This is a genomic window from Blastococcus sp. SYSU DS0616, from assembly GCF_054051015.1.
The window spans coordinates 209,237-224,736 of sequence record NZ_JBJHAJ010000002.1; the positions used below are offsets into that span (position 1 = coordinate 209,237).

Below are 15,500 nucleotides of genomic sequence, written 5' to 3' on the forward strand. Positions count from 1 at the left end.
CTCGTGCGGGCGCCGGGCCGGCGGCTCCGTCGTCTGTGGGGACCCCCGGTCGGCGGCGACCGGAGGAAACCCCCATGTCCCAGCACCACCCCGCATCCGACGAGACGGTGCGCATGCGTCCCGACGCCGGCGACGGGCCACCACCGCCCACGGGCTCGGTCCCGGCCTACCAGGCCGGGGCGGACGACACCCGTCCGGTGGGCCGGGACTGGCAGCCCGGCACGCCCGCTGCGTCCCCGGTCACTGCGGAGAACGCCGCCACCGGGTCGGACCCGGTGGACGACGACGCCGCCAGCACCCGCCGCATACCGGTGGACGCGGAGGCACCCGCCGCGGACGACGACAGCGCGCGAACCGGCGTCATCCCTCCCGTCGACGACCACGACGCCACGGACGCCACGGACGCCGCGCCCCCCGAGCCGGCCACCCAGGACGCCGATGCCGCCGGTCCCCCGCCGCCGGGACAGGAGGACCACGGCGGCCCTCGTGGCCCCTGGTGGCGGCGCCGCGCCGCCCTGGTCCCCGCCGGTGTCCTGGCCGCGCTGGCCGCCCTCTACGGCATCGACCTGGTCGCGTCCTCCGGCGAGGTGCCGCGGAACACCGTCGTCGCCGGTGTCGACGTCGGCGGGCTCTCCCCCGCGATGGCGGCCCAGCGGCTGGAGGAGCAGCTCGCCCCCCGGGTCGTGGCCGACCACCCCGTCACCGCCGCCGACGTGACGGCCACCCTCTCCCCCGCCACGGCGGGGATCACCCTCGACGTCCCCCGCACCGTGGACGCGGCCGAGGAGCAGCCGCTCAACCCCTGGACGCGCCTGGTCACGCTCGTCTCCGACCGCGAGGTGGAGCCGGTGATCACCGGCGAGGAGACGGCGCTGAACGCGCAGATCGAGGCCATCGCCGCACAGGTCGACCGCGCTCCGCAGGACGCCACGATCGCCATCGAGGGCACCACGCCGTCGGTCGTGGAGCCGGTGGACGGCCGGACCCTCGACCGGGAGGGCGCCGCCGACGCGATCACCGACGCCCTGGCCTCCGGCGGGGACCCCAGCACGCCGATCGAGCTGCCCGTGGAAGAGACCCCCGTCCGGGTCGACGCCGAGGAGGCCCGCCGCGTCCTCGAGGAGACGGTCACCCCCGCGCTCTCCGCGCCCGTCCAGGTCGTGAGCCAGGACGGCACCACCTCGGCCGAGGTGCCGGTGACGGCGATCGCCGACGCGCTCGCCTTCACCCCCGAGAACGACGGCGAGCTCGCCGTCGAGCTGGACCCCGGGTCGCTGCAGGCGGCGCTCGGCGACGAGCTGTCGGTCTTCGGCGCCCCGGCGCAGGACGCCACCTTCGACGTCTCCGGCGGCTCGGTGCGCGTCGTCCCGTCGGTCGACGGCACCGGTATCGCGCCGGCTCGGCTGGCCGAGCAGCTGCTGCCGGTGCTGACCGAGGACGCGCCCCGGACCGTCACCGCCGAACTGGGCCCTGTCCCCGCGGACTTCACCACCGAGGAGGCCGAGGCCCTCGGCATCCGGGAGGAGATCTCCAGCTTCACCACCAACATCGGCAACCCGGCCAGCGGGACGAACATCCGGGTGGTGGCCGAAGAGGTCGACGGCGCGATCGTCATGCCCGGGGAGACGTTCAGCCTGAACGGCTTCACCGGACCCCGCGGTCTGGCGCAGGGCTACGTCGAGGCCGGCGTCATCAACAACGGCGAGTTCACCACCGCCGTGGGCGGCGGCATCAGCCAGTTCGCCACGACGATGTTCAACGCCGTCTTCTTCGCCGGTCTCGAGGACGTCTTCCACAAGCCGCACAGCTACTACATCAGCCGCTACCCGGCCGGCCGCGAGGCGACGGTCTACTACGACTCGATCGACCTCAAGTGGCGCAACGACGGGGACACGGGCGTCTACATCGACACCGCCTGGACGCCGGGCACCATCACCGTCACCTTCTACGGGACCCCGCGCTACGAGATCGAGTCGATCAGCAGCGAGCGCTACAACATCCGCCAGCCGGTCGTGCAGAACAAGCCGGACAGCCCGACCTGCGAGCCCCAGTCCGGGTCGACCGGGTTCGACATCACGGTGACCCGCGTCTTCCGCGACCTGGACACGGGTGCGGAGATCAAGCGGGAGCCCTTCCGCACGCGCTACGCCGCCGAACCCGTGATCAACTGCGTCCCCGCCGAGGAGCCGGCCCCGCCGGGCCCCGAGGGCACCGCACCGGGCGGCTCGCCCGCGCCCGGAGGCCGGCGCCCGCCGCGTCCTTGGGCGGCCTGACGCCGGCCGCCCGAGGCGTTCCGCGGGGCGCCGGCGCCGGGAGTCCCGCCGGTCCCCGCTGGCGCGGCGTGCACACTGTGCAGGTGAGCGCCGTCCTCCCCAGCGGCTCGCCCGCCCGGGCCGGCGCGGACGAGCCGGAGCCCCCCGTTCCCGGCGCATCCGGCGCAACCCGGGCCGATGTGCCACCGCCCTCCCGGCTGCGCCGGTGGCCGACCCCGCTGCGGGTGCCCCTGCAGGTGCTCGGGCGCACGCTGGCCAAGGCCTGGCAGGACCGCATCATCGGCCTGTCGGCCGAGGCGGCGTTCTGGCAGATCCTGTCGGTACCGCCGCTGCTCATCGGGTTGCTCGGCTCGCTGGGCTACCTGGGCTCCCTCATCGGCGATGACGCGGTCACGATGATCGAGGAACAACTGCTGAACGCCTCCTCCGAGGTGCTGACCGACGACGTCGTCGACGACCTGGTACGGCCTACGCTGGCCGACATCCTGGGCTCGGGCCGGCTGGAGGTGGTCAGCGTCGGCTTCCTGGTCTCGCTGTGGGCGGGGTCCTCGGCGACCGCGACCTTCATGAACACCATCGTCATCGCCTACGACCAGCGCGACGTGCGTGGCCCGATCCGCACCCGGCTGAAGGCGCTGTGGCTGTTCGTCGTCGGGCTTCTCCTCGCGGTGCTGACGCTCCCGCTCCTGGTGCTCGGCCGCGGCACGCTGGTCGGCCTCGTCCCGGCCGACTGGCGGAGCACCACCGACATGCTGATCAACGCCGTGTACTGGCCGCTCGTGGTGATCGGGTTGCTGCTGGCGCTCACCAGCTTCTTCCACGTGACCCTGCCGAACCGGCTGCCGTGGCGTCGGCACCTGCCCGGCGCGCTGCTCAGCCTCGGGTTCTTCCTGGTGGCCGCGCTGCTGCTGCGCGCCTACGTCGGCAGCTTCCTCACCACCGCCCTGCCCTACGGAGCGCTGGCGGCACCGATCGGCGCCCTGCTGTTCTGCTTCTTCTTCGGCATGGCGGTGCTCCTGGGTGCGGAGCTCAACGCCACCATCCAGGCCCGCTGGCCGGCGCCGCTGCGCCGGCACGAGCGCCGCCGCCGGGAGCGGCGGCAGGCCAAGCTCGACGAGGAGGCCCGCCGGCTCGGCCTGCGGTAGCGCTACTCCTTGCGGAGCTGCTGGTAGACCTCCTTGCACGCCGGGCACACCGGGCTACCGGGCTTGGGGCTCTTGGTCACCGGGAAGACCTCGCCGCACAGCGCCTCGACCATGGTGCCCATGACGGCGCTCTCGGCGATCTTGTTCTTCTTGACGTAGTGGAAGACCTCGTTGGCGTTGCCGGTGTCGGAGTCGCGGACGTCCGGCCGCTCGAGGATGTCGCTGCTGCTCATGCGGTCTCCCTGTTCGACGGTGCAGTCGTGCGACGGCCGCGCGGCCGGGATCGCCGCGGTGCTCGGCGCACCCGGCGACCATTCTGACAGGGTGCCGGCCGCGAACACCGCTCCCCGCCCGGTCCTGTCCCCCGAGGTCGCCGACGGCCGGCGGCCGCCGCCGTCGCAGCGGCGCTCCGCACCGGCGCGGTCGTGACCTGCGCGGCCGGGGTGGTCGGTCAGCCCGGAGCGCGCCGGCCCGCCCTCACCGGCTATCCCTCGATGACGCGCCCCGTCCGGGCGGGGTTCTCCAGCACCCGGTCCGGCCGGGCATCCACCCCGGCGAGGCGGGTCCGGCTCTTGGGCGGCCGGTCGTTGGCCATGACGACCGCGACCCACGGCAGCACCGTGCCGAGGATCGCCAGGATGATCATCAGCCAGACGATCTTGTAGAAGACGGCAGCCAGGATCAGCGCCAGACCGCGGATCGCCATGGTGATCACGTAGCGCCGCCTGCGGGCGGCCTGCTGGTCGGTCAGGCTTGGCGCAGCTTCGGTGATCAGCACCGGCTCCGGCTTGCGCGACCGCGGGAACTGCTGGCTCGAGGCCACGGGCACCCTTCCCTCCGCTGGCCGGTGGCCGCGGGGGATCAGCCCCGCCGGCTCCCCGGACCACCCCCATGGTGCCACCGGGCGGGGCCCGGTGCAGGGGCCCCGGTCAGCCCGTCGTCACCTGCTTCGCCGCCTTCGCGGCCCGCTTCTGCTCCTGCTTGAACGCCCGCACCTCGGCCAGGGTCTCCGGGCCGGTGATATCGGCGACCGAGCGCCGGGAGCCGTCGGCGCCGTAGTCACCGGCCGCCTCCCGCCAGCCGGGCGGGGTGACGTCGTACTGCTTCCCGAGCAGCGCGAGGAAGATCTTCGACTTCTGCGCCCCGAAGCCCGGCAGCTGGTTCAGCCGCCTCAGCACCGTGGCGCCGTCGGGTGCGTCGGCCCACAGCCCCTCCACGCGGCCGTCGTAGCGCTCGACGAGGGTCCGGCACACCTCCTGGGCGCGGCCGGCCATCGAACCGGGGTAGCGGTGCAACGCCGGCGGTCCCTGGAACACCCGCACGAGCTCCTCGGGGTCCATCGCCGCCAGCTGCTCGGCCGAGAGGCTGTCCACGCCGAGCCGGTCGGCCAGCAGGCGCGGGGCCCCGAAGGCCCGCTCCATGGGGAACTGCTGGTCCAGCAGCATCCCGATCAGCAGCGCGAGCGGGTCTCGGCTCAGCAGCTCGTCGGCGGCGTCGTCCTGGGCGATGCGCAAGGTGGTCACGTCGGAGATGGTGCCGTAGAGCGGTCCTGCCGCAATCACCCTCGGACAAGGGGCAGCGTCTCGATGGCGAGTTCCTGTGAGGTCAGGGACAGAGCGCTGATCGGAACACCCTTCCTGCGATCGGCGCAGAACGGTGGGAGCGAGAGGTGTGGGTGGGTGGCGATGCGTGTGGTCAGCTGGCTGGGTCGGCGGGCCGGGCTGCGGCCGGACCGCTGGGCTCGGGATGACGCCATGCGGCGACACTCCGCACCGCCCAGCTCGTACGGGTGACGCCCAGGCCGACCAGCCGGCGCAGCGCCGGACCGGCGGGACTGCCGCCGACGTGGACGGTGATGGCGTGGAGGCCCCGTACGCCGTGCGGGAAGGGTGTTGTGGTCTCCTCCTCCTGCCACTGGCCGGTGGTCGTGCGGCACCGGACGCGCAGCCGGTGCGTACCGGGCGTGGCCGCCCATCGGGCCGCCCATGGCCGCCAGGCGTCCGGGCCGAGGTCGACGCCGAGGGTGGCCTCGGTCCACGGGCCGCCGTCGATCTGCAGCTGCACGCGATCGACGCCGATGGGCGGCGCCCAGACGTAGCCGCGGATGGTGACCTCGCCGGGCTGGATGTGGGCATGCGGGCCGGGGGCGTCGATGCGGGAGGCCGGGTGCACCGGGTAGGTGCCGTCGGTCCAGCCGCGCGAGCCCCAGTAGGACGGCGGAGGTGTCGCGGTGACGGTCAGGCGCCGCAACCACTTGAGGTTGCCGTCCTGCCCGTGCCGGCCGGAGACGAGCAGGCGGGCGGGGCTGCCGTGCTCGCGGGGCAGTGGTTGCCCGGCCATCCCGACGGCGAGGAAGCCGTGCCGGCGGGCCACGGCCAGCGGTAGCACGTTGGCGTAGCCGTCGACGGCCTCGGCGACCAGCCAGCCGTCGTCGTCAGTCACGCCGGCCCGCTCGAGCAGGTCGGCCAGGCCGAAGCCGGTCCAGCGGGCGCAGCCCATCCGGTCGCCGCCGACGGGGTTGTGCACGCAGATCACCAGCAGGTCGCGCTCCTCCAGGGGCAGGGCGAGGAGCTCGCGGAGGGTCAGGGACAGCGGCCGCTCCACCTCGCCGTCCACCTCGAGTCGCCAGGTGCCGAGGTCGGTGCGCGGCTCGGGGACGGTGACGTCGATGACGACCAGCTCGCCGGGCTCGGCCAGGAGCGGGGCGACGCCCGGCTGCGGTGCCGCGTCGGCGGCAGGCACCGGCGGCAGCGACCGGACGGGGGTCGGCAACGCCACCTGGTCGCGCAGCGCGGCGGCGCCACGGCGACGTGCGCGGCGGTCCGTGGCGACGACCGCGCCCGTGGCCCCCGCGGCGGCGGCCAGCACCGCCGACGGCGGTACCGTCAGCGGGGCGACCGCGACCGCGGCCGCGGCGGTGAACATGCCGGCGGCCGTGGCGGCTGCGGTGTCCCGGGCCGAGGCGTCGCCGCGGCGCAGCGCGAGGTAGCCGCCGACGGCGTGCGGAGCAGCGGCCACGGCGGCACCGAGCAGCGGGCGACGGCCGGCCACGGTGCCGCCAGCGGCGGCGGCGAGGCCGCTGGCACCGGCCGCGAGCACGGCCAGGCCGGGCTTGTCGGCCCGGCCGACGAGGGCGACGCCGCCGTCGACGAGCATCGCGGGGGCGGCGTCGACCAGGCCGCGGGCCAGGCCGGAGGACGGTGAGCGGCCACGGCGCGTGGCGGAGGCGGCGATCTCACCGGCCGCGGCGGCGAGCAGCCCGGCGAGCAGGCCGGTCCGCGCGGGACGTGCAGCAGGGGTGGGGTGGTGGGCCATCCAGGGCTCCTCGGGTGCGCGGTCGGTCGCGGATCAGTGGCTCGGTGGGCTGAGGCCGACGCTAGGAACGGACCGCCGGCGTCACGCCGGGAGAACCGCCGGGATTGCCGGGGCCGGGCCGGTGGGCTGCTGCGGCCCGGCGGCGTCCGCGATGAGCCGGGCGGCCAGCGCCCGGGCGTGAGCGCCGAGGAGGCGAGCAGAGCGGAGCCGCGGCAGGTCTGCCAGGGCAGGCCGGGAACGTGCCGGCCGGGAACGTCGCGCCGGCCGGTCCGGGCACCCGGGGAGAACCTCCAGGTCGGTTCCGGACGCCCGCACGGCGCCGGAGCAGGCCCGAGCCCTGCGGCTAGTCGACCGGAAGAGCGGTGAGCTCCGCCCGGGAGGCCACGCCGAGCTTGCTGAACACGTTGCGCAGGTGGAAGTCGACGGTGCGGGGGGACACGAACAGCCGCGCCGCGACGTCCCGATTCGACAGGCCCTGCCGGACGAGTGCGGCGACCTGGCGCTCCTGCGCGGTCAGTTCGGTGGTGGTGGTGACGTCGCGGCGGCGGGCGGTTTCCCCGGAGGCGCGCAGCTCCTGGGCGGCCCGTTCGGCGTAGGGCGCGGCGCCGAGCTCCTCGAAGACGGTGAGCGCGGCCCGCAGGTGCTCGCGGGCGTCGACCCGCCGCCGGGTGCGCCGCAGGTGCTCACCGAAGGCAAGCTGGGTGCGGGCCCGGTCGGGCAGCCGCGGTGAGGCGGCGTGCGCATCGAGGCCGGCCAGGAAGTGCTTCTCGGCGTCCGGGCCGTCGGCGAGCAGCGCGCGGCCGTGCTCGGTGACGGCGACCGCCGAGGCGATGCCGGTGGCCGCGGCGAACTGCTCGACCTCGGCCAGCCACGTGCGCACGACGTCGGTCCGGCCGGCGCGGACGGCGATGTCGAAGACGTCCAGGGCGGCCATGCGGCGCAGCATCGGGTTCTGCAGCTGCTCCAGGTGGTGCAGCGCGGGCGCGGGCCGGTCGGCGCCGCGCAGCGCCTGCGCCCAGTGCGCCAGGTCGGTGACGAGGCTGTCGGTGATTCCGACCGGGTGCGCCGCGCGGACCGCGGCGACGTCGGCGAGGTGACGGCTGGCGGCATCGTCCCCGCGCAGGGCCGCGATCACCGCCAGCTGCGCGGTGGGCAGGGCGGTCAGCCCAGTGGAGCCGGTGCTCGCGGTCAGCGGCAGCGCCTCGGCGGCGGCTGCGGCCGCTCTCGTCCACGCCCCGGTCGCCAGCTGCGCGGGGAACCCGCGGGTGAGGGCGTGCTCGACCATGTTGAGCGCGCCGGCGCGGCGGGCGGCGGTCAGCTGCTCGGCGTGCAGCCGCAGGCTGCGCTCGTCGTCGTCGATGAGCCAGGCGGCGATGCCGAGGTTGGGCTGCAGCACGTGGTCGCCGTCGAGCGGCTCGGCGTCGGTCAGGTCGAACGCGCGCCGGAACGCGGCCGCGGCGTGCGCCCAGTCCCGCCGGCCGACGGCGGCGAACCCCTGCAGCAGCTCCCAGGCCGCCCGGCCGGTGGCCGGTGCGTCGGCGGGAGGTTGGCCGACCAGCGTGGCGGGGTCGACCGGGCGCGGGGAGCGCGCCCCGAACGCCGACAGCGCCGCGGCGAGCATCGCCAGCGGCCGCGCGATCGCCTCGTCGGCTGTGGCGGCGAGGGTGGCGGCCTCCAGGACGAGGTCGTAGCCGTCGTCGAGGGAGTGGGTGTTCCACTCGATCTGGCCCTGCAGCAGCAGCAGCCGTGCGCGCTGCACCGGGTGGGTGAGGTCGGCCGCGGCGGCGGCCGCCAGCCCGGCGGCGTGCGACGGATGGGCGCCGAGCCAGGCCGAGGAGGCAGCGGAGAACAGCCGCCGGCCGCGGGCGGCGCTGTCGACGGTCAGTTCGGCCGCGCGGGCCCAGGCGGCGGAGGCGGCCTCGTGTCCTCCGCGGGCGGCGGCGCGCTCGGCGACGCCGTCGAGCGCGCCGACCACCGTCTCGTCGGGCCGATCGGCCGCCGCGGCCAGGTGCCAGGCGCGCCTGTCGAGGTCGGCGCCGAGGACGTCGGCCAGCGCTCGGTGGGCAGCGCGGCGCTGCGCGCTGGTGGCCGCCCGGTACACCGCCGAGCGGACCAGCGGGTGGTACAGCGCCAGGGTGTCGCCGTCGACGCGGAGCAGCCCGATCCCCTCCGCCTCGTCCAGGGCGTCGTCGGCGATGTCGAGACGCGAGGCGGCGTCGCGGACCACGGTCAGCCGGCCCGTGTCGTCGGCTGCGACCAGGAGCAGCAGCCGCTGGGCCGGCGCGCTCAGGCGACGGACCCGGTCGAGGAACCCGCGCTCGACCCCGCCGGTCAACGGAAGCGGGGTCGGCAGCGGCGCCCGCCCGGCCAGCTGGTCACCGGTCAGCGCGGCGGCGAGCTCACCGAGCGCGAGCGGGTTGCCACCGGTCGCGGTCACCAGCCGGTCGCGCACCGCCGGGTCGACCTCACCGTTGCCCTGGGCGGTCAGCAGCTCCTCGGCGTCGGCACCGCTCACGCCACCGAGCACGGCGGTGGGAAGATCGGGCGCCTCGAAGCCGTAGCCCTCGCCCTCGCGGGCGGCGAACAGCAGCGCGACGCGCTCGGCCTGCAGCCGGCGAGCGACGAACAGCAGCGCCGCGGCCGAGGCGTCATCGAGCCAGTGCGCATCGTCGACCACGACCAGCACCGGGGCCTCCTCGGCGGCGTCGGCGAGCAGGCTCAGCGTTCCCAGGAACGCCAGGAACCGATCGCCCTCGCCGTCGGCCTCGCCCAGTGCCGCGCCCAGCGCGGCGGCCTGCCGCGCCGGTAGCGCGTCCAGGCGGGCGCGCAGCGGCCACAGCAGCCGCTGCAACGCGGCGAACGCCAGCGGCGACTCCGATTCCACCCCCGACGTGCGCAGCACTTGCATGCCGGCCGCAGCGCTGACCGCGTCGGCCAGCAGCGTCGACTTGCCCGACCCGGCCACGCCGCGGATCACCAGGGATCCGCCGGCCCCGGCGCGGGCGGCGCCGAGCAGCGCAGCGATCGCCGCGCGTTCGGCATCCCGTCCGGCCAGCACGAACGGGACCGTACCGACCGCAGCGGACAGGTCCCGTGATCGCGATCCCGGTGGTTTTCCCGGCGTGAGGGCCCTCGACGGCGGCGAGCGTGGCAGCCAGACCCGCAGACCCACCTCGAGGAGGAGCCATGTCGGCCCACCCCACCATCGAACCGGCGGCGCCCGCTCACCAGCACCCGCACGCCTGCGGCCACGGTCACGCGGCACCTGCCGCGGACGAGCCGCGCCGGCCGTGGACGGTCTTCGCGCTGATGATCGCCGCCCAGTTCATGGTCATCCTGGACGTGTCGGTGGTGAACGTCGCCCTGCCGTCCATCAGCGAGTCCCTGCGCCTGTCGGCCGCGGACTACCAGTGGACGATCAGCGCCTACGTGCTGCTGTCGGGCGGGCTGCTGCTGCTCGGCGGCCGGATCGCCGACCTGCTCGACCGGCGCCGCGCGGCCCTCGCCGGTATCGCCCTGTTCACCGCCGCGTCGCTGGTCAGCGGTCTGGCGCAGACCCCGCTCACGCTCATCGGAGCCCGGGCGGCGCAGGGTGCCGGTGCGGCACTGCTCACCCCGGCCGCCTTGTCGATCATCATGACCGCCTACGCCGGAAAGCAGCGGCAGACCGCGCTCGCGGTGTGGGGCACCGTCGGCAGCCTCGGCATCGCCGCCGGCGTGCTCTTCGGCGGGGCGCTGACCAGCGCGCTGGGCTGGCGGGCGGTCTTCTTCATCAACGTGCCGATCGGCATCGCCGTCGTGCTCGGCACCCTGCGCACCGTGACCCGCGGCAACGCGAGGACCGGTGCGCTGCGCCGCCTCGACGTGCCCGGTGCGCTCACCCTGGTCGGCGGGCTGCTGGCCCTGGTGTTCGGCATCGAGGCCACCCGCTCGGCCGGCTGGGCCGCGCCGCGCACCTGGCTCGCGCTGGTCGCCGCCGCCGCCCTGCTCACGACGTTCGCCCGGCTCGAGCGGCGCGCCGCCGATCCGCTCATCCCGCCGGCCACCTGGCGGATGCGGTCGCTGGTCTCGGCCTCGGCGGTGATGGCCGGTGTCACCGGTGTGGTGGTCGGCGCGATCTTCCTGACCTCGCTGTACCTGCAGGCCATCGTGGGCTCGACGCCGGTCGTGGCCGGCTTGCAGTTCCTGCCGCTGGCCGCCGCGATCACCCTCGCCGCCGCCGCTGCGTCGAAGGTCATCGGCCACCTCGGCGCCCGCACCCTCATCCTCGGCGGGTTGGTCGTGCTGGCCGCCGGCGTGCTGCTGCTGGCCACGAGCGCCGGCGGCACCTCCTACGCCGCCCACGTGCTGCCCGGCTTCCTGCTCGTCGGTGCCGGTGTCGGCCCGATGTTCGTGGCCATCGCCGTCGCCGCGATGAGCGACGTGCCCGCCGAGCGCTCCGGGCTGGCCTCGGGGCTGATGATGACCGGCCACGAGATCGGCGCCGCCCTCGGCGTCGCCGCGCTCACCGCCGTCGCCGGCAACCTCGCCACCTCCGCCGGGCTCATCGACGGCTACGGCCGGGCGTTCGCCGTCACCGCCGCCGTCCTCGCCGCGCTGTTCGTGCTCACCGCACTCGCCGTTCCCGGCGGCAAGCCCCCGGCCGGCACCGCCGGGCACGGGCACGGGCACGGGCACGGGCACTGACCCGGCCGATCCCAGCACAGATCCCGGCGATTTCCCCGGTGAGAGGCACCCACCCCGGCGTCGAGGCTCCTCCCGACCGACGCCGCACCCACGCACCAGGAGCTCCCCATGCTGTCCGGCACCCCGCGCACCTTCATCGGCGCCACCACCTTCCGCGTCACCGGGATGACCTGCGCGCACTGCCGCCAGGCGGTCACCGAGCGGATCGCCGCCGTCGACGGCGTCGAGACCGTCACCGTCGACCTGGCCAGCGGCATGGCCACCGTCACCGCCACCCGGCCGGTGGACCGCGCCGACATCGCCGCCGCGATCGAGGCGGCCGGCTACCGCGTCCTGCCCTGACCGCCCGGCGGCGGAAGCCCGCGATGCTCCCGCCGCCGGCGCTCCCCCACTCCCTGCACCGCCCGCACGAAGGGACACCCGCCGTGAACCTGCTCCACGAGGAGCTCTTCCACGCCCGCCAGGCCGAACTGCTCCACGACGCCCGCACCCACCAGCTCGCGCGGGCGGCCGTGGCCCGCTCCCTGCGCCGCCGCACCCGCTGACCACCCGCCTCACACGCCCCCTGGAGACGCCATGCCCGCCCGCCCTCTTCTCCCACCGCACCCTCGGCCCGCCTCTGCAGGAGAGACCATGACCCGCTCCTCCGCCGTCCCGGCCGCCGCGACGACGGAAGACGAGCCGCCGATCGCCGCCCGCGCCATCGACCTGGTCAAGACCTACGGCCGCGGCGAGGCCACCGTCCGAGCCCTGGACGGCGCCTCGGTCGCGATCCCCGCCGGTGAGTTCACCGCCGTCATGGGTCCCTCCGGGTCGGGCAAGTCGACCCTCGTGCACGCCCTCGCCGGCCTCGACGCCGTCGACTCCGGCCGGGTCCTCCTCGGCGACACCGACCTGACCACCCTGTCCGAGCGCGACCGCACCCTGCTGCGTCGCGAGCGGATCGGCTTCGTCTTCCAGGCCTTCAACCTCATCCCGGCGCTGACCGCCGCCGAGAACATCAGCTTGCCGCTCACGCTCGCCGGCGAGCGCCCCGACCCGGCGTGGCAGGAGGAGCTGGTGGCGATGCTGGGCTTGGGTGACCGGCTCGACCACCGCCCGGCGCAGCTGTCCGGGGGGCAGCAGCAGCGCGTCGCCGTCGGCCGGGCGCTGATCGCCCGCCCAGAGCTGGTCTTCGCCGACGAGCCGACCGGCAACCTCGACTCCCGCGCCGGCGCCGCGCTGCTGTCCTTCCTGCGCAACGCCACCCGCACGCTGGGCCAGACGATCGTCATGGTCACCCACGATCCGGTCGCGGCCGCCTCCGCCGACCGCGTCGTCTTCCTCGCCGACGGCCGCATCGTCGACGAGCTGCCCGACCCCACCGCCGAGACGGTGCTCGCCCGCATGGCCGGCCTCGACACGCGAGCGGGGGTGTGAGCCGAGATGTTCCGTCTGGCTCTCGCCAACGCGCTCGCGCACCGGTCCCGGCTCGCGCTGACCTGGCTGGCCGTCGCGCTCGGTGTCGCGTTCGCCGCCGGCAGCCTCGTGCTCACCGACACCAGCAGTCGACTGCTCGACGAGCAGTTCCGCGCCACCGCCGCCGGCGTCGACCTCACCGTCCGGGGTGCGGCCGCCTTCGACGCCGCGATGGGGGTCGAGGTGCAGCGCGACCCGCTACCGGTCGGCCTCGCCGACCGCATCGCTGCCACCCCCGGTGTCGACCGGGTCCGGGCGGTGGTCTCGGGTCCAGGGCAGCTGCAGGTCGACGGGCAGTCCGTGGGACTGGCGGGGCCGACCATCCTCGCCTCCTGGGCCGAGGCCCCGTTCACCGCCTACAGCCTGCGGGCCGGCCGCGCCCCGGCCGGTGACGGGGAGGTGGTGCTCGACTCGGCGACCGCCGCCGAGCACGGCATCGCTCTCGGCGACACCGTCACCGTGTCGGCGACCGCCAGCCGGCAGCTGCGCGTGGTCGGCCTGACCGGCGTCGGGGACGGCGACGGCTTGGCCAACAGCACGGTGGCGCTGGTCGACCTGCCCACCGCGCAGGCGCTGCTCGACCTCGGCGCCGGAGTCACCTCGCTCGACGTGCTCGCCGCCGACGACGTCGCCGTGACCGATCTGCGCGGCGATCTGGCCTCCGCCCTCGGCGAGGACTACGCCGTGGCCAACGCCCAGGACGCCGCCGCCGCCAGCGCCGACGCCGCCAAGGAGAGCATCGACTACCTGCGCATCGTGCTGCTGGCGCTGGCCGCCGCCGGTCTCGTCGTCGGCGGGTTCCTGATCGCCAACACCTTCGGCATCGTGCTCACCCAGCGCGCCGGGGAGCTGGCGCTGCTGCGTGCCGCCGGAGCCACCGGCCGGCAGGTGTTCGTCTCCGTGCTCGGTGAGGCGCTGCTGGTCGGCGTCACCGGCGCCGCGGGCGGCACCGCCGCCGGAGTCGGCGCCGCCTACGCCCTGCGGGGGCTGGCCTCCGGCGTCGGATTGGCGCTGCCCGACGGCCCGCTGACCGTCACCGCCCGCACGATCGTCGTCGGGCTGGCCGCCGGCACGGTGATCACGCTGCTGGCCGTGCTGGGTCCGGCCCGACGGGCTGCCCGTACCGCGCCGGTGGAGGCCATGCGTAGCTCCGACCCCGTGCCGACGGCCCCCCGACGCGGCCGGCTGATCGCCGGCTGGGCGGCCTCCGCACTCAGCCTGGCGGGCCTGCTTGCCGCCGCGCTGCTGCGCGACATCGCCGGCGTAGCGCTGGGCGCGGTGCTGCTGCTGTTCGGCCTGATCGTGCTGAGCCCCGTGCTGACGCCGCGGCTCGCGCTCGCGGTCGGCCGGCCGCTCACCGGCCTCGGCGTGCCCGGCCAGCTGGCCCGGGAGTCCGTGGTGCGCAACCCGCGGCGTACCGCAGCCACCGCGATGGCCCTGGCGCTGAGCCTGGCGCTGATCGGCTTCGTCACGGTGCTCGGCAGCTCGGTGAAGGCCATCGGAGCGACCACCGGTGAGGCGATCACCGCCGACCTGCTGGTGCAGAGCAGCCGCGACGAGATGCTCGGCGGACTGTCCCCGCAGATCGCCGCCCGCGTCGCCGCCCTGCCCGAGGTCGCCACCGTCTCCGCGGTCCGCTACGGCCACTGGCTCGACGCCGGCACGACCAGCGCGCTCACCGCGGTCGACCCGGCCACCCTGCCCCGTGTCGCCGACATCGACATGACCGCCGGCGACCTGGCCGCCCTCACCGACGGCGGCATAGTGCTCGCCGACAGCGTTGCTGCCGAGCGCGGCCTGTCCGTCGGCGACACTCTCGCGCTGACCCTCCCGCGCGATGGTGACCAGCGGCTGCGGGTGGTCGGGCTGATGGCCGACGACTCCGCCCGCGCGCTGTCCACCAGCTACGTCATCTCCCTGGACACCTACGCCGCCCACTTCAGCGAGAACGTCGACGCCACCGTCTACGTCGCCCTCGCCGACGGCACCGACCCGGCCCACGCGCGGACGGCGCTGCGCACAGCGGTCGCCGACTTCCCCAACGCCGAGGTGCTCGACCAGGCCGAGGCCGCGGCCGGTCGGGCCGCCGCCGTGGACCAGGTGCTCGGTCTGATCACCGTGCTGCTCGGGTTCGCCGTGCTGATCGCGCTGCTGGGCATCACCAACACCCTGGCGCTGTCCATCGTCGAGCGGACCCGCGAGATCGGCCTGTTGCGCGCGGTCGGCATGACCCGCGGGCAGCTGGCCGGCATGGTCCGCGCCGAGGCGGCGCTGATCGCCGCCGTCGCCGCGGTCGTGGGCGTCGGTCTGGGTCTCGGTCTGGCCGCGGCCACCCTGGCCGGGTTGTCCGGGGACAACCCGTTTGTCATGGAGGTCCCCGTGGTCAGGCTGCTCGCCGTCACCGCCGCGGCGGTGCTCGCCGGCCTGGCCGCCGGGCTGCTGCCCGCCCGCAGGGCCGCGAGGCTCGACGTGCTCACCGCCATCGCCACCCGCTGACCACCGGGAGCCGGGCCCGGCTCCACGGGCCCCGGGGCCGGGGCGCGGCGGCCCCCCCCCCCCCCCCCCCCCCCCCCCGCCCCCCCCCCCCCCCCCCCCCCCCCCCCCCGCCGCCCGCGCCCCCCCC

At 75.7% G+C, this 15,500-nt stretch carries 11 protein-coding genes; 6 read left to right on the top strand and 5 right to left on the bottom strand.

What is annotated here, in order from left to right:
- The first annotated feature begins 74 nt into the window (after nucleotides 1-74).
- Nucleotides 75-2,273, top strand: coding sequence for a VanW family protein (locus tag ACI79K_RS02555; protein WP_456598875.1), 2,199 nt, complete (start codon nucleotides 75-77; stop codon nucleotides 2,271-2,273).
- Between the two features lie 83 nt (nucleotides 2,274-2,356).
- Nucleotides 2,357-3,418 carry a YihY/virulence factor BrkB family protein gene (locus ACI79K_RS02560; protein ID WP_456587748.1) on the top strand — a complete coding sequence of 354 codons (1,062 nt, stop codon included), beginning with the start codon at nucleotides 2,357-2,359 and terminating at the stop codon, nucleotides 3,416-3,418.
- Between the two features lie 2 nt (nucleotides 3,419-3,420).
- Here the strand turns inward: ACI79K_RS02560 and ACI79K_RS02565 are convergent, their stop codons facing one another.
- The 5 genes from ACI79K_RS02565 to ACI79K_RS02585 all read right to left on the bottom strand — a co-directional run bounded on the left by ACI79K_RS02565 (nucleotide 3,421) and on the right by ACI79K_RS02585 (nucleotide 9,791).
- Nucleotides 3,421-3,651 (bottom strand): DUF3039 domain-containing protein, encoded by a 231-nt coding sequence (locus tag ACI79K_RS02565; protein WP_456587747.1) that lies wholly within the window; start codon nucleotides 3,649-3,651, stop codon nucleotides 3,421-3,423.
- Between the two features lie 251 nt (nucleotides 3,652-3,902).
- On the bottom strand, nucleotides 3,903-4,247 hold the full coding sequence (locus ACI79K_RS02570) for a DUF3099 domain-containing protein (protein ID WP_456587746.1): 345 nt from the start codon (nucleotides 4,245-4,247) through the stop codon (nucleotides 3,903-3,905).
- A 100-nt stretch (nucleotides 4,248-4,347) separates the two neighbouring features.
- A complete protein-coding gene (locus ACI79K_RS02575) occupies nucleotides 4,348-4,941 on the bottom strand; it encodes an HhH-GPD-type base excision DNA repair protein (protein WP_456587745.1) in 594 nt (197 codons plus the stop codon).
- Between the two features lie 172 nt (nucleotides 4,942-5,113).
- Nucleotides 5,114-6,733 (bottom strand): molybdopterin-dependent oxidoreductase, encoded by a 1,620-nt coding sequence (locus tag ACI79K_RS02580; protein WP_456598876.1) that lies wholly within the window; start codon nucleotides 6,731-6,733, stop codon nucleotides 5,114-5,116.
- Between the two features lie 343 nt (nucleotides 6,734-7,076).
- Nucleotides 7,077-9,791 (bottom strand): AAA family ATPase, encoded by a 2,715-nt coding sequence (locus ACI79K_RS02585; RefSeq protein ID WP_456598877.1) that lies wholly within the window; start codon nucleotides 9,789-9,791, stop codon nucleotides 7,077-7,079.
- A gap of 128 nt (nucleotides 9,792-9,919) precedes the next feature.
- Here ACI79K_RS02585 and ACI79K_RS02590 point away from each other — a divergent pair, with 128 nt between their 5' ends.
- The 4 genes from ACI79K_RS02590 to ACI79K_RS02605 all read left to right on the top strand — a co-directional run bounded on the left by ACI79K_RS02590 (nucleotide 9,920) and on the right by ACI79K_RS02605 (nucleotide 15,373).
- On the top strand, nucleotides 9,920-11,419 hold the full coding sequence (locus tag ACI79K_RS02590) for an MFS transporter (protein WP_456598878.1): 1,500 nt from the start codon (nucleotides 9,920-9,922) through the stop codon (nucleotides 11,417-11,419).
- Between the two features lie 108 nt (nucleotides 11,420-11,527).
- Nucleotides 11,528-11,761 (top strand): heavy-metal-associated domain-containing protein, encoded by a 234-nt coding sequence (locus ACI79K_RS02595; protein WP_456598879.1) that lies wholly within the window; start codon nucleotides 11,528-11,530, stop codon nucleotides 11,759-11,761.
- 291 nt (nucleotides 11,762-12,052) lie between these two features.
- Nucleotides 12,053-12,838: an ABC transporter ATP-binding protein gene (locus ACI79K_RS02600; protein ID WP_456598880.1), complete on the top strand. Its 786-nt coding sequence runs from the start codon at nucleotides 12,053-12,055 to the stop codon at nucleotides 12,836-12,838.
- A gap of 6 nt (nucleotides 12,839-12,844) precedes the next feature.
- The gene (locus ACI79K_RS02605; RefSeq protein WP_456598881.1) at nucleotides 12,845-15,373 is read left to right on the top strand and encodes an FtsX-like permease family protein; all 2,529 of its coding nucleotides are present in this window, start codon (nucleotides 12,845-12,847) and stop codon (nucleotides 15,371-15,373) included.
- The last annotated feature ends 127 nt before the right edge of the window (nucleotides 15,374-15,500 follow it).

Excerpts from the sequence above, each read along its gene's own strand:
- ACI79K_RS02595 (WP_456598879.1), top strand. The coding sequence starts at position 11,528 with ATGCTGTCCGGCACCCCGCGCACCTTCATCGGCGCCACCACCTTCCGC.
- ACI79K_RS02555 (WP_456598875.1), top strand. The coding sequence starts at position 75 with ATGTCCCAGCACCACCCCGCATCCGACGAGACGGTGCGCATGCGTCCC.
- ACI79K_RS02600 (WP_456598880.1), top strand. The coding sequence starts at position 12,053 with ATGACCCGCTCCTCCGCCGTCCCGGCCGCCGCGACGACGGAAGACGAG.
- ACI79K_RS02580 (WP_456598876.1), bottom strand. The coding sequence starts at position 6,733 with ATGGCCCACCACCCCACCCCTGCTGCACGTCCCGCGCGGACCGGCCTG.
- ACI79K_RS02605 (WP_456598881.1), top strand. The coding sequence starts at position 12,845 with ATGTTCCGTCTGGCTCTCGCCAACGCGCTCGCGCACCGGTCCCGGCTC.
- ACI79K_RS02565 (WP_456587747.1), bottom strand. The coding sequence starts at position 3,651 with ATGAGCAGCAGCGACATCCTCGAGCGGCCGGACGTCCGCGACTCCGAC.
- ACI79K_RS02590 (WP_456598878.1), top strand. The coding sequence starts at position 9,920 with ATGTCGGCCCACCCCACCATCGAACCGGCGGCGCCCGCTCACCAGCAC.